Raw genomic sequence first — 14,096 nt, 5'->3', positions numbered from 1 at the left:
GTCAGTGCGTACCGCCGTAGTTGTCTTCACGAATGATGCGCGGCGTGATTTCGCGCGGCTCGATGGTGACGGGTTGGTACACCACACGTTTTTGCTCGGCGTCGTAACGCATTTCCACGTGACCCGAGGTTGGGAAATCTTTACGGAAGGGGTGACCCACAAAACCGTAATCGGTCAACAAACGACGCAAGTCGAGGTGACCTTCGAACACGATGCCAAACAAGTCAAAAGCTTCGCGCTCGAACCAGTTGGCAGAGTTCCACAAATCGTTGACCGAAGCGACCACAGGCACGTCTTCGCTCACAGCAAACACGCGCACACGCAGACGCCAGTTATGGCTGACCGACAACAAATGGCTCACCACTGCATAGCGCGGGCCATCGGTGAATTTGGAATGGGCGCCATCTTTGTAGCTGGAGTAATCAAGACCACACAGGTCCATCAACTGCTCAAAGCCCAAACGCGAATCGTCGCGCAAGGTTTGGCACACACCGTGGTAATCGGCCGCAGAGACCGTCAAGGTCAATTCGCCCAAAGCGGATTCGAGAAGCTTGACTTTGCCGCCCAGCACATCGTGCAAGGCAGCTTCAAGCGTTTGAATGGAATGACTCATCTGTTTTTCCTAATCAGCGAGCAATGGTGTTTTCGCGGCGAATCTTGCTTTGCAGCTGCAAGATGCCGTACAACAAAGCCTCAGCCGTGGGTGGGCAGCCTGGCACATACACGTCTACTGGCACCACGCGATCACAACCGCGCACCACTGAGTAGCTGTAGTGGTAGTAACCACCGCCGTTGGCGCATGAGCCCATGGACAACACCCAACGTGGCTCAGACATTTGGTCGTACACCTTACGCAAAGCGGGGGCCATCTTGTTGCACAAGGTACCAGCCACGATCATCAAATCGGACTGGCGTGGGCTTGGACGGAACAACATGCCAAAACGGTCGATGTCATAACGGGCAGCACCCGCATGCATCATCTCAACCGCGCAGCAAGCCAAGCCGAAAGTCATCGGCCACAAGGAGCCTGTTTTGGCCCAATTCACCACCGAGTCATACGATGTGGTGATGAATCCTTCTTTAAAAACGCCTTCTAGTGACATAGCTGATCCTTATTCCCAATCGATGGCACCCTTGATCCACATGTAGGCAAAGCCTGCAACGAGGATGGCAAGGAAGATCATCATGTCGATGAAGCCAATGAAACCAATTTCCTTGAGCGCCACAGCCCAAGGAAACAAAAATGCAATTTCCAAATCAAACAATATGAAGAGAATGGCGATCAAGTAGTAACGCACATCGAACTTCATGCGCGCGTCTTCAAACGCTTCAAAACCGCATTCGTATGGGGAGTTTTTTGCTTCGTCAGGACGACGAGGACCCAAGAAGAAGCCGATCGCTTGAGGTGCAACCCCCACGCCAAGGCCCACAAGGATGAATAAGAGGACGGGAAGGTATTGTTCTAAGCTCATCGCAATCTCGCGGTCTGACTATCTGGTTTTTAGTCTGCGAAGTCTGCCGTAACTGGTTGACACCAGAGTTACAGCAGACTTTTTTGGATGGTGCCGTCGGCGAGACTCGAACTCGCACAGCTTTCGCCACTACCACCTCAAGATAGCGTGTCTACCAATTTCACCACGACGGCTTTGGGTTGTTTGCTCTACAGAAGCGAAGAGGTATAACGCTTCCTGAACAGCCTCAGAGTTTACCCTGAAAAGGGCCCCGTTCGCTCTGAGGCGTGAAGGTTTTGTGATTACTTTGTAGGAATTTGTGCTGCACCAGAAGCAGGCACTTCAACCACTGGCGCAGGCGCGACCACAGCACCTTCAAGCACGCTGCCCGAGCTGACAGGACGCAGATTACCGAAGTAAGCCAAGGCCAATGTGCAGACAAAGAACACAGCAGCCAAGACACCGGTGGTGCGAGACAAGAAGTTCGCGCCGCCACTGGCACCAAACAAGCTGCCAGAGCTACCGCTGCCGAAAGCCGCGCCCATGTCCGCACCTTTGCCGTGCTGCACCAAGATCAAACCAATCATGCCCAAAGCAGACAACAACTGGACCACTTGAACGATATTCAAAATCAAACTCATAAAAACTCCGAAAAAAATATTACTTTCAACGCGCCGCAGCCGCGATGATGGTTAAGAAATCTGCCGCTTTGAGGGCTGCGCCACCGATCAGGCCGCCATCAATGTCGGGTTGGGCCAGCAATTCAGCCGCATTCGCCGCGTTCATGCTGCCGCCGTACAAGATGTGCACACGATCCGAATGTTCAGTCGCCGCCTTGAGCTGCGCGCGCAACACGGCATGCACCGCTTGCGCTTGCTCTGGCGAGGCAGTTTTTCCTGTGCCAATCGCCCAGACTGGCTCGTAAGCCACCACGATTTCGCTGATGCAATGACCGTTGGTGTGAATCACAGCCGCCAATTGTCGCTTGACCACCTCTTCGGTTTTACCCGCCTCGCGTTCATCCAAAGTTTCGCCCACACACACGATGGGCGTGATGCCCGCCGACAAAGCGCGTTGCGCTTTGTGCGCCACTTGCTCATCGGATTCACCGTGGTATTGGCGACGCTCTGAATGGCCCACGATGGCGTAACGCACAGCAAAGTCTTTCAACATCGCTGCAGAAACCTCACCCGTGTATGCGCCCTGCTCGTGTGCCGACACATCTTGGGAACCCAAGGCTATGCCAGAGCCTTTGACCAGCTGGTGAACTTGCGACAAATACGCTGCAGGCACGCACACTGCGACTTGCGCGTGTTTGCCACCCAAGGCTTGCGCCAAGCCCTGCTGCACACCGTGCACCAAAGCTTCGTTGGCAGCCAAGCTGCCATTCATCTTCCAATTGCCTGCAATAAGTTTTTGCTTCATCACTTACTCCAAGTCAAAACAATCTTGCCAATGTGCTGATTGGACTCCATCAGACGGTGCGCATTCGCTGCACCATCCGCTGAAGCCGCATCAAACGTGGCGTGAATCACAGGCTTGATAAGCCCAGACTCAATCAATGGCCAAACGCGCTCACGCAAGTTGCGCGCAATCGCCGCTTTGAATGCCACGGGCCGCGGACGCAATGTCGAGCCCGTGATGTGCAAACGACGACGCAGCACTTTGCCCGCATCAAAGTCGGCTTTGGTGCCACCTTGCAAAGCAATGATGACCAAACGGCCATCTTCTGCCAAGCAATCCACCTCACGCGCCACATAGTCGCCAGCGACCATATCGAGCACCACATCTACGCCTTTGCCGTTGGTCAGGCGCATGGCCTCGGCCGCAAAGTCGTGGGTTTTGTAGTTGATCGCATGGTCTGCGCCCAGCGCCAAACAAGCTGCACATTTGTCGTCGCTACCCGCAGTCACGATGACGGTCGCGCCCATGGCCTTGGCCATTTGGATCGCCGTCACACCAATGCCGCTAGAGCCGCCTTGCACCAGCAATGTCTCGCCCGTTTGCAATTGCGCACGGTCAAACACATTGCTCCACACGGTAAAGGATGTCTCAGGCAACGACGCTGCCTCGACATCACTCAACCCTGCGGGCACTGGCAAACACTGAACCACGGGCGCCACGCAATACTGCGCATAGCCACCACCGGCCACCAAGGCACACACACGGTCACCCACTTTCAGACCGGCAGCAGCCAAAGCTGCGGCATCGCCTGATTCGATGACACCTGCCACCTCAAGGCCCGGCACGTCTGACGCACCAGCAGGCACGGGGTAATTGCCCATTCGCTGCAACACGTCAGGGCGATTGACGCCACTGGCGCTGACGCGAATCAGCAACTCACCCTCTCCTGCCTGCGGCACAGGCCGCTGGCCAACGCGCAGCACCTCAGGGGTGCCGTACGTGGTGATTTCAACGATGTGCATCATGTGCGCAACCGCCTCTCAAACCCAATTAGGCGTGAGGTGCTGCGTCGTGTGCGTGGTCAGTTTGAGGGCGCTCGATCAAAGCCTTCATCGACAACTTCACGCGACCTTTTTCGTCAGTCTCGAGCACTTTGACGCGCACGATTTGACCTTCGCTGAGGTAGTCAGTGACCTTCTCGACGCGCTCGTGCGCGATCTGGCTGATGTGCAACAAACCGTCTTTGCCTGGCAACAAGTTAACCAAAGCGCCGAAGTCCAACAACTTGGTGATGGGGCCTTCGTAGACCTTGCCGATTTCGACTTCAGCTGTGATCTCTTCGATGCGACGCTTGGCTTCTTCAGCTTTCGCGCCGTCTGTGGCAGCGATGGTGATGGTGCCGTCTTCTTCGATGTTGATTTGCGTGCCGGTTTCTTCGGTCAACGCACGGATGGTGGCGCCGCCTTTACCGATCACGTCACGGATCTTCTCTGGGTTGATCTTCATGGTGAACAACTTAGGTGCGAAGTCAGACACTTCGGTCTTGGCTTCGCCCATGGCTGCTTGCATCTTGTCCAAGATGTGCATGCGAGCTTCTTTGGCTTGAGCCAATGCCACTTGCATGATTTCTTTGGTGATACCTTGAATCTTGATGTCCATTTGCAAAGCAGTAATACCGTTGGTGGTACCGGCCACTTTGAAGTCCATATCGCCCAAGTGATCTTCGTCACCCAAGATATCGGTCAACACAGCAAAACGGTTGCCGTCTTTGATCAAGCCCATGGCGATACCGGCCACGTGTGCTTTCATGGGCACGCCTGCGTCCATCATGGACAAGCAGCCACCGCAGACCGAAGCCATTGATGAAGAACCGTTGGATTCTGTGATTTCAGACACCACGCGCATGGTGTACGGGAACTCTTCTTTGGTTGGCAACACCGCCACCAAAGCACGCTTGGCTAAACGGCCGTGGCCGATTTCGCGGCGCTTTGTAGAGCCCATGCGGCCCACTTCGCCAGTGGCAAAGGGAGGCATGTTGTAGTGCATCATGAAACGGTCTTCGTACTCACCGGCCAAAGCGTCGATGCGTTGTGCGTCGCGCTCGGTACCCAAAGTGGTGACCACCAAAGCTTGAGTTTCGCCGCGTGTGAACAAGGCTGAACCGTGGGTGCGTGGCAACACGCTGTTACGGATTTCGATGGGGCGCACAGTGCGTGTGTCGCGGCCGTCGATACGTGGCTCGCCTGCCAAGATTTGGCTGCGAACGATGTGGGCTTCGATGTCGAACAACATGTTTTCGACTTTGACCGAATCAAACTCAACGCCGTCAGCCTTGAGGGATTCCATCACAGCAGCGTAGGCTTGACGGCAAGCCAAAGTGCGTGATTGCTTGTTGCGGATTTGGTAGGCAGCGCGCAGTTTTTCTTCGGCGTGTACTTGAACCTTGGCAATCAGTGGCTCGTCCTTGGCAGGAGCAGCCCAGTCCCATGCTGGTTTGCCAGCGTCGCGCACCAATTCGTGGATGGCGTTGATCGCGATGTTGCCTTGCTCGTGGCCGAACACCACAGCACCCAACATGATTTCTTCTGACAGCTGTTGAGCTTCAGATTCCACCATCAACACAGCGGCCTCTGTACCAGCGACCACGAGGTCCATCTGGCTGTCTTTGCGTTGTGTTTGGCCTGGGTTCAAGACGTATTCGCCGTTGATGTAACCCACGCGCGCGGCACCGATGGGGCCGTTGAAAGGGATGCCAGAGATGCTCAAAGCAGCAGACACAGCGATCAAAGCAGCGATGTCAGCATCAACTTCTGGGTTCAATGACACGGTGTGAATCACCACGTGCACGTCGTTGTAGAAACCTTCTGGGAACAAAGGACGGATGGGGCGGTCGATCAGACGGCTGGTCAATGTCTCGTGTTCGCTAGGCTTGGCTTCGCGCTTGAAGAAGCTGCCAGGGATCTTGCCTGCAGCGTATGTTTTCTCGATGTAATCAACAGTCAAGGGGAAGAAGTCTTGGCCAGCTTTGGCGATCTTCGAGCCCACAACTGTGGCCAACACAACTGTGTCGTCCATGTTGACGAGCACAGCGCCGCCAGCTTGGCGAGCAACTTCGCCGGTTTCCATGGTGACCGTGTGTTGGCCCCATTGGAATGTCTTGGTAACTTTATTGAAAATGGACATGTGATTTCCTTGTGAAATTAGCAATCAACCGGTGCAGCACACGATGCCATTCCAGAAAAGTTGGGGCTTTTTTGGAATGACACAGCTGTCGAATCTGCGCCTTGTTGTCTTGCCGTGGGTGAAAAAGCGTGTTTAAAAGTGCAAAACGCCTGAGCTTTTTGAAAACTCAGGCGTTTGTCGTTAGAACTTTAACGATTACTTGCGCAGGCCAAGTTTGGCGATCAGAGCAGCGTAACGGTCAAAGTCTTTCGACTTGAGGTAGTCGAGCAATTTGCGACGACGGCTCACCATGCGCAACAAACCGCGACGACCGTGGTGGTCTTTGGCGTGTTGTTTGAAGTGAGGTGTGAGTTCATTGATACGAGCGGTCAACAAAGCCACTTGGACTTCGGGACTGCCTGTATCGCCGGCTGAGCGTGCGTTGTCTTTGACGACGACGGCTTTTGTTGCTGTCAACATGGTTTTTTCCTTAAATATTTGACTTGCGTTACACCGTGGAATTTGGTGCAACGTGCTTTGCTTACCCCAAAAGGTAAAGCCCGCAGAGTATAGCAGGCGTAGCCGCCTTGCGGCGAAGGGCCTAAATCAGACCAATTCGACCAGCGGCCAGCGGGGTTTGACGTCAAAGCTGTAGCGCGGCTGGGCTTGGGCCATTCCGCCCTCGCCGCTTTGCAGTCGCATGGCAGCTGCCATGGCAATCATGGCTCCGTTGTCAGTGCACAAGTGAAGCTCGGGGTAATGCACCCGCACGCCTTGGCGCTTGCAAGCCGCATTGAGCTGTTCACGCAAATGCCGGTTGGCGCCTACACCACCCGCTACCACCAGCCTTTTCAAGCCGGTCTCACGCAGCGCTGTGAGCGACTTCTTCAGCAGTACCTCGACGATGGCAGCCTCGGTAGACGCCGCCAAGTCGGCCTTTCGAGCTTCAAACTCATCACCCAGCTTTTTGGCTTGGGTCATCACCGCGGTTTTGAGTCCTGCAAACGAAAAATCTAAATTACCGCTGTGCAGCAAGGGGCGCGGCAACTTGAACGCGGCTGGGTCGCCCTGCTCGGCCAGCTTGGAGAGTGCAGGGCCACCGGGGTAGCCCAAGCCCATGAGCTTGGCCGATTTGTCAAACGCTTCACCTGCAGCGTCATCAATCGTTTCGCCCAACAACTCGTAGCGCCCCACCCCATCGACACGCATGAGCTGGGTGTGGCCGCCAGAGACCAGCAAAGCCACAAACGGAAACTCGGGTGGGTCTTCGCTCAAAAAAGGCGACAGTAAATGACCTTCTAGGTGGTGCACCCCCAGCACGGGCTTGTTCAGCGCAGCGCCCAAGGCGCAGGCCACGCCCGCTCCCACCAGCAAAGCGCCAGCCAGACCGGGGCCACGGGTATAGGCCACTACGTCGACATCTTGCAAAGCTTGTTTGGCCTCGGCCATTACATCTCGCGCCAGCGGAATGACGCGTCGAATGTGGTCGCGACTCGCCAACTCGGGCACGACGCCACCATAGGCCACGTGCATGGCCACTTGACTGTAAAGCGCGTGCGACAACAACGTGGGTAAGGCATGGCCGTCTGAGCGGACCAGTGCCACACCCGTTTCGTCACAGGAAGATTCAATACCGAGGATCAACATAAGCGGCCAAGTTTATGCGCATGAGCATGCCACGCTTAGCAACGTCGACAGGATTGATTATCGATCGCTGGGCGTCAGAGCTCGATCTACCAGGGCTTGTTGCGCGGCCACCTCCGAATAAATCACCACTAAATGACCAATTGCAGCACGACTTAAAACTGGTTTAGTGCTAATTGGCGCAGCAAATGTCAAAAGTGCAAAAGCTGCAAACAAGTGAACAAAGTTCAGCTTTTTAAGTCGCGCAGAACCTAAAGCCTGTTGCGGCCATGCTGAACTTCTAACTTTCTGTCGATTGGACTTAGCACCCATCTCAGAATTCTTTAGATGCGACATCAATGCGCCATCAGCATGCACCTGCTGATGTGACGTCATGTGGATCAACTGATTGGATCCCAATGTGGCATCCACAGCCTGAGTTGTTGAAGCAGCTTTTGCAAAGAATGCCCCAATCCCCATCCGCGAGTAGGACTCATTTATCAATTGACGATTAAGCCCTGAATCACTTTCGTCGATCAACGCAAATGAATCGTCGTAACGTTCGACACGGCCGATCTGTAAAAAACTGTAATTTTTTTGCTCAAAAGAATCTAGTCGTTCCGTGACTTCCTGAACGACCTCTTCGATATTTTGCATGCGCACCTCAGGTGGAATAACCGCACGATTCACAACTGAAGCATTCAAGTCTATGGTCTGGTGATTTGCAGCAATCTGCTCATCCAAGAGCTGTTGACGATTTAAGCCCTCCGCCTCTTGCGATAATTTCTGTCTATTTTTTAGATCTGACTGATCATCTAGCTTTTGTCGGTTATCAGGACCCACATCATCGCCAAGTTTTTGCCTATTTTTTTCACCGCCGTCGGCATCAATTTTCTGAAGATTGAGCTCATCCGTTGCATTGCGTCCGATTTGCACAACGTTGTCTTGAGAACCGAAATCATCCTTTACGCTTTGGATGTTCTCTTGCATTGTTTTGCTGATGAAGCTAGACATCACTAGCTCTTCATTAGAAGCGTCCCAGACGCCTTGATTGGCTGCATCACCTAAGCCATCTGAAGCGATTTTTTGGCCGTTGGCACCTGCTTGTTCATTTTGTACGGTTGGCCCATCACCATTGGCTCCACCGATACCCAATGTCTGCATACTGCGATTTTTAAACGTGCAGTCAAACGGCTTGAAATTTTTTGTCTCTATGACCTTTTGATAAATTGCAAAAGATTTTTCAGTGATGCCGAATCCATTGAGCATGGAGACAAAAACCTTGTCTTCCAGACGCGCCACAGATCCATCTGCCATCATCGAATCACACACATTGGTGAGGATGTAAATCTTTTGCTCGGGCTTAAGAACTACAGCAGCTTCGCTTAAAAACGGTTTCAATTTGACTGAGCGGACGTATTTCAAAGCGACTGCTTGCAATCCATCAAACTCACCAATTACTGCTTCTAACTGACCAATCTCTTCCGCGCCAATCGAGCCATCCGCCGTCAACATATATAACAACGAGACAGCAAGTGCGAAATGCGGCGTCATGGACTGCCGCTCTTCCTTCACACCCGTGTAACGTCCCAAGACAGTCTTGTCGTTCTTAAGGTTCAATATCTTTAAATAAGGCTTGAACGTCTGTTCACTGATCCCAAACGCAGTGATCAGGCGAGCAAACAATGCCAGTTCTTCTTCATCAGCATGGCCATCAGATAACAACGCATCGCAGACGTTGACCAAAATGCACCACTTGTCTTTTGTACTCAGAACTTCTGGGGCATCAATTAAAAATTTATCCAGCGGAACAGTTTGTACGTAGCGCACGGCATAAGCAAGGACCTTGTCATCCCCCCCCAATACGCCTTGTAGATGGCTACTCTCTTGGTCACCTAATTTCCCGTCTGCCGCCATCATGTAAAGCAGGGCGCACGCGAGCGTTAAATACGGCGTTAGCAATATTTCTTCGCCTGCACCCACCACAGTGAAATCGCTTTCACTGCCAACACTTTCTAACGGATTGATTTCAAGGGGTAGGGCTGCCATGAACCCAATTTAGTCATTTTGGTAATTTTTTGGGTGACAACTATGTCATAGACAGAATAAATGACACATTTGTCATTTTCAGAAAATTTAACGACTCGAGAGTGGTGCCTTTAAACGCACTAGTACGGCCTGCTTCTGTGTAACACTTAAGTTAAGAGATCCTTGGTGCAAATGCGCAATTTCTAGGCAGATGCTCAATCCCAAGCCCAAACCATCAATGTGTCGTGCATGTGAAGCATCCCCTCGATAGAAGCGCTCAAAAGCGTGATCAGTCAAATCAGATGGCAGGGTCTCTGTCGGATTTTCAATCGTGAGTTCAAACTGCCCTGGCGTCCGCTTGAGAACAATTCGTAACCATCCATTGGCTAAGTTGTAGTTCACAGCATTGGTGTACAAATTGCTGATCAATTGGCGTACTAACGTTTTGTCGCATCGCCACATCACATCAGGCTCAATGTCACTCAAGATCTTCAAACTTGATTGAAACGAATGCGCGTCATGAATCAACTGAGTCAACAAGTCACTCAAATTCACATCAGATAAATTTTGTTGTAGGCCATTGGCGTCCGCACGTGATAAGAGAAGCAATTTTTCGGTGATGTCAATTAACCGTTCAACTTCATCACCCATTGAACGGACACGAATTTGTGCATCCGAGCCAAGAGGTAAATCACGTATCAATTTTTCAGCGTTGCCTCGCAAAATTGTCAGCGGCGTGCGCAACTCATGGGAAGCATCAGACGCAAATCGACGAGCTTTGTTGAAACTACTGCTTAAGCGCACACGCAAATCTACGAACACCTCTACGATTTTTTCGAACTCTCGATATGGCGCATCCAACGGCATGGATCGATCCAAATTAGAAGCGTTGAGCCCTGACATCGTGTCTTGAATACGATTGACAGGCTTCATCAGTTCGCGCGTGATGTAGATATTTAACAGAAAAACCATGAACAAAATAATTGGGAACACACGTATCAAATTGCGATCGCGTAGCGCCCACATTTGAGAGACGATGCGATCGGCATCGGTTTGTTTGATCCATATTTCCGATCCGACTTGGCGGGCAGAAAATTTCACAGCCATCCACAACTGCTCTGAAACTTCACCACTAGAAAACTGAAGATCATCTTGGACAAATGACGCTTTGCTGAGCCAAAAATCAACTTGGTCTTCATGTCGACAGACTTCTTGACGCACATCCGACAACTTAGCAGTCGCAGAACAAATGACATAGTAGTCAGCCACATTGCTCAACAAGCTTCCTGGCTCATGCGCTTTAAAACAATTCAAAAAAGCTTGTCGGTCGTTGATCGAGGCATCGCAACGACTCAAGGCAAGCCCCATTTCTTGATGAATTTGTTCGCGCAGTTGCTCCGATAAAAAATGCTGGGCAATCATGCGATTCGCACCAATGATCACGAAGATGATCACCAACAAGCGTAGGAATAAATGAACCTTGAACGACCGCTTCACGCTTCTACCTCCATACGCAAGCGATAGCCTACGCCACGCACGGACTCAATAGGTGATAGGCGTGAATTTGATCCTCGTTCGAGTTTCCTTTTGATGCGGCGAACACATACATCCACAACATTGGTCTCGGGGTCGAAGTTGATTTCCCAAACATGTTTGAGGATTTGTTGCCTCGAATAAATATGCCCAGGAGACCGCATCAAGAACGCGAGCAAACTAAATTCGCGCTGACTCAGTACCGCCGTTACATCAAACCACTGCACCTTGTGGTTCACCACATCTAGCATCAGGTTGCTGACAGAAATTTCGCGCACCTGCTCTGGCGCATGTCGATGCAAAGCAACTTTGATACGTGCAATCAGCTCCTCTACAAAAAACGGCTTAGGTAAATAATCCTCCGCCCCCATATCAAATCCCATCAAGCGGTCAGACAAATCGACTTTCGCGCTGAGAATGATCACAGGCGTTGTATTGCCAGCTTGTCTAGCACGCTGTAAGACATCGAATCCATTGATCTTGGGCAACATCAGATCCAAGATCACAAGATCATGCGCACCCAACAAAAGGGCCTCTAAACCTTTTTCGCCGTCATCCGCATGGGAGACCGTGTAGCCTGCAGCAGTCAACCCCTCTATGACGAATTCCGCGATCTTGTGCTCGTCCTCAATCAACAGAATTTTCAATTTCAGTCACCTTTGTAGATTTAGTGATTTCATTTTCGGCAAGCTAATCATCCCACGGAGCTCCAAAAAATGACATCTGCGTCATCCTGACCGTCATATTCGGGTTGCAGCTCATCATCTGGTGTCGTATGTCGATCCATAGATTGAACTCAATGTCGAAAGCTCTTTATGCCCTCGCCCCTTTCTCTGCCACCGATTGCCCCTGCGCATCAGGACGATGCAGTTGGGGACATGACCTTCAAACCAACCAAACCTACGCCAGTGAAAGCGCCGCCGCAGTCGCCGAACACGTCGACAGGCAATGTCGCACTCTCATTTGCTTTCGACATCGTGACCAAGTCTCTCCAAGTCGTGATCACAGATAAAACCTCTGGCGAAGTAGTTCGAAAGATCGCATATTCACATCTACCAATCGATGTCCATCGCTCTGATCAGCTGCACGGCCTCTTGCTAGACCAATTCGCTTAAGCGTTTGGGCATGAATGCCTGATTCATTAAGCTTATAGCCGTAAGTTATCTAGCCTGCGAGACAATCGCAGCATGAGCATCAGCCACTACATCAAAGAAATCGGGCGCGGACGCGACGGCGCGCGCGCGCTAGATCGCGCGCAAGCCGCTGATTTGATGGGGCAAATCTTGGATGGCAGAGTGACCGATCTAGAGCTGGGTGCCTTTTGCATTGCCATGCGCATCAAAGGCGAAACCGACCAAGAGATGGCCGGCTTTCTAGATGCCACGCACGCACGCATTCAACACATCAGTGCCTCAAGCCCAGTGGTGGTGCTCCCCAGTTACAACGGTGCGCGCAAGCTGCCCGTGCTCACACCCTTGCTGGCCCACCTGCTGGCCCGCGAAGGCTTGGCCGTGGTCATGCACGGCACGGCCACAGAATCCACGCGTATCACCAGCCAAGAAGTGCTGAGCGCCATGGGCGTGCAAGCCTTGACCCAAGCACGCGCGGTGCAGGCTAGCGAAGTGGTGTTTGCCCCCACCGAGGTGTTGTGCCACGGCCTCAAGCGCTTGCTCGATGTGCGCCGCGTCGTCGGTCTGCGCAACCCCGCACACAGTTTGGTTAAGCTGATGAACCCCACCACGGCACCCGACGCACTGCTGGTGAGTAGCTACACCCACCCCGAATACGCCGTCTCGATGGCTGCTACCTTTGAGCTGACCGGCGCACGAGCCTTGTTACTTCGCGGCACCGAAGGCGAAGTGGTGGCTGATGCCCGCCGCACACCACAGATGGACGCTTTTGTGCGTGGCACGCGCACACCCTTGGTTGAAACACAGGCTGGCTCGCTCATCAAGCTGCCCGAGTTGCCCACCGACATCGACGCCACCAGCACAGCACACTACATACAGGCCGTGCTCAAGGGTGATTTGCCCGTACCTGCACCACTGGCTGCCCAAGTCCAAGCCGTCCTGAAAGCTTTGAGCCTTTGACCATGACCCACCCACACCAACCCCATGTCACGCTCGTCGGCGCTGGTCCTGGCGACCCTGAGCTACTGACCCTCAAAGCCGTCAAAGCCATTGCCTCGGCCACCGTGTTGTTGGTCGACGACTTGGTGAGCGACGCCATCACCGCCCACGCCTCGCCCGACGCCCGCATCATCCATGTGGGCAAACGTGGCGGCTGCAAATCAACCCCGCAGGCCTTCATTGAAAAGCTCATGGCGCAAGAAGCGCAGGCCGGAGAAACTGTGGTGCGCCTTAAAGGTGGCGACCCCTTCATCTTTGGTCGCGGCGGCGAAGAGGTCGAACACTTGCAGGCGCAAGGCATCACGGTCACAGTTATCAACGGCATCACCTCCGGCTTGGCTGGCGTGACTTCATTAGGAATTTCCCTCACCCATCGTGAGCACGCGCATGGCGTGGTGTTCATCACAGGCCACGCCAAACAAGGTGCGGCTGACAGTGTGGACTGGGTGGCATTGGGCCAAACCGCACAACAAGCCAAACTCACGCTGGTGATTTACATGGGCGTGACTGGCGCAGCGCAGCTGCAAGAAGCGCTGCTACAAAGTATGCGCGCCGATACGCCAGTGGCCGTGATTCACCAAGTGAGCCTACCCACGCAGCGTCATGTGGTGTGTGAGCTGCAAGAGTTGCATGACACCATCGTCCGCGAGCAGTTGGCTAGCCCTTCGGTCATCGTTGTTGGCGATGTGTTCAAGGGCTTGTTGGCTATGCAAAGTGGCTCGGAGTTGCAAGCCTCTGCAGGCTGAGTGCGAACTAAACTCACTGC

General features: G+C 53.0%; 14 protein-coding genes and 1 tRNA gene. 2 read left to right on the top strand and 13 right to left on the bottom strand.

The window, feature by feature from the left end:
* Window position 1 precedes the first annotated feature (1 nt).
* From B9Z35_RS03080 to B9Z35_RS03020, 13 genes are all read right to left on the bottom strand, one after another.
* Entirely contained in the window at window positions 2–613 is a 612-nt protein-coding gene (locus B9Z35_RS03080; RefSeq protein ID WP_108282179.1) for an NADH-quinone oxidoreductase subunit C, read from the bottom strand.
* Window positions 614–626: 13 nt separating this feature from the next.
* Entirely contained in the window at window positions 627–1,103 is a 477-nt protein-coding gene (locus B9Z35_RS03075; protein WP_100132916.1) for an NADH-quinone oxidoreductase subunit B family protein, read from the bottom strand.
* Window positions 1,104–1,112: 9 nt separating this feature from the next.
* The gene (locus B9Z35_RS03070; RefSeq protein WP_108282178.1) at window positions 1,113–1,472 is read right to left on the bottom strand and encodes an NADH-quinone oxidoreductase subunit A; all 360 of its coding nucleotides are present in this window, start codon (window positions 1,470–1,472) and stop codon (window positions 1,113–1,115) included.
* Window positions 1,473–1,560: 88 nt separating this feature from the next.
* Window positions 1,561–1,645 (bottom strand) — tRNA-Leu (locus B9Z35_RS03065).
* Window positions 1,646–1,753: 108 nt separating this feature from the next.
* Complete coding sequence (gene secG, locus B9Z35_RS03060) at window positions 1,754–2,092, bottom strand: preprotein translocase subunit SecG (RefSeq protein WP_104799153.1); 339 nt, start codon at window positions 2,090–2,092, stop codon at window positions 1,754–1,756.
* A gap of 25 nt (window positions 2,093–2,117) precedes the next feature.
* Entirely contained in the window at window positions 2,118–2,876 is a 759-nt protein-coding gene (gene tpiA / locus B9Z35_RS03055) for a triose-phosphate isomerase (protein ID WP_108282177.1), read from the bottom strand.
* Window positions 2,876–3,877 carry an NAD(P)H-quinone oxidoreductase gene (locus B9Z35_RS03050; protein ID WP_108282800.1) on the bottom strand — a complete coding sequence of 334 codons (1,002 nt, stop codon included), beginning with the start codon at window positions 3,875–3,877 and terminating at the stop codon, window positions 2,876–2,878. Before B9Z35_RS03050 ends, tpiA begins: the two co-directional genes overlap by 1 nt.
* 28 nt (window positions 3,878–3,905) lie before the next feature.
* A complete protein-coding gene (pnp, locus tag B9Z35_RS03045) occupies window positions 3,906–6,038 on the bottom strand; it encodes a polyribonucleotide nucleotidyltransferase (RefSeq protein ID WP_108282176.1) in 2,133 nt (710 codons plus the stop codon).
* A 195-nt stretch (window positions 6,039–6,233) separates the two neighbouring features.
* Entirely contained in the window at window positions 6,234–6,497 is a 264-nt protein-coding gene (rpsO, locus tag B9Z35_RS03040; RefSeq protein WP_108282175.1) for a 30S ribosomal protein S15, read from the bottom strand.
* A gap of 126 nt (window positions 6,498–6,623) precedes the next feature.
* A complete protein-coding gene (tsaD, locus tag B9Z35_RS03035) occupies window positions 6,624–7,664 on the bottom strand; it encodes a tRNA (adenosine(37)-N6)-threonylcarbamoyltransferase complex transferase subunit TsaD (protein WP_108282174.1) in 1,041 nt (346 codons plus the stop codon).
* 57 nt (window positions 7,665–7,721) lie between these two features.
* Window positions 7,722–9,689 carry a TerB family tellurite resistance protein gene (locus B9Z35_RS03030; protein WP_108282173.1) on the bottom strand — a complete coding sequence of 656 codons (1,968 nt, stop codon included), beginning with the start codon at window positions 9,687–9,689 and terminating at the stop codon, window positions 7,722–7,724.
* Window positions 9,690–9,776: 87 nt separating this feature from the next.
* Window positions 9,777–11,165 (bottom strand): cell wall metabolism sensor histidine kinase WalK, encoded by a 1,389-nt coding sequence (locus B9Z35_RS03025; RefSeq protein WP_146178935.1) that lies wholly within the window; start codon window positions 11,163–11,165, stop codon window positions 9,777–9,779.
* Entirely contained in the window at window positions 11,162–11,848 is a 687-nt protein-coding gene (locus B9Z35_RS03020) for a response regulator transcription factor (protein ID WP_108282171.1), read from the bottom strand. The genes B9Z35_RS03025 and B9Z35_RS03020 overlap by 4 nt, the downstream gene beginning before the upstream one ends.
* Before the next feature lie 540 nt (window positions 11,849–12,388).
* On the opposite strand from B9Z35_RS03020, the gene ybiB reads away from it, so the two are divergent.
* Window positions 12,389–13,291, top strand: coding sequence for a DNA-binding protein YbiB (gene ybiB / locus B9Z35_RS03010; protein WP_108282169.1), 903 nt, complete (start codon window positions 12,389–12,391; stop codon window positions 13,289–13,291).
* A gap of 2 nt (window positions 13,292–13,293) precedes the next feature.
* A complete protein-coding gene (cobA, locus tag B9Z35_RS03005; RefSeq protein WP_108282168.1) occupies window positions 13,294–14,076 on the top strand; it encodes a uroporphyrinogen-III C-methyltransferase in 783 nt (260 codons plus the stop codon).
* Window positions 14,077–14,096: the final 20 nt, after the last annotated feature.

This window comes from Limnohabitans sp. Jir61, assembly GCF_003063545.1.
Taxonomy (GTDB): Bacteria; Pseudomonadota; Gammaproteobacteria; order Burkholderiales; family Burkholderiaceae_C; genus Limnohabitans.
The sequence above is the reverse complement of the archived record's forward strand: the minus strand, read 5'-3'. Positions and strand labels throughout refer to the sequence as shown.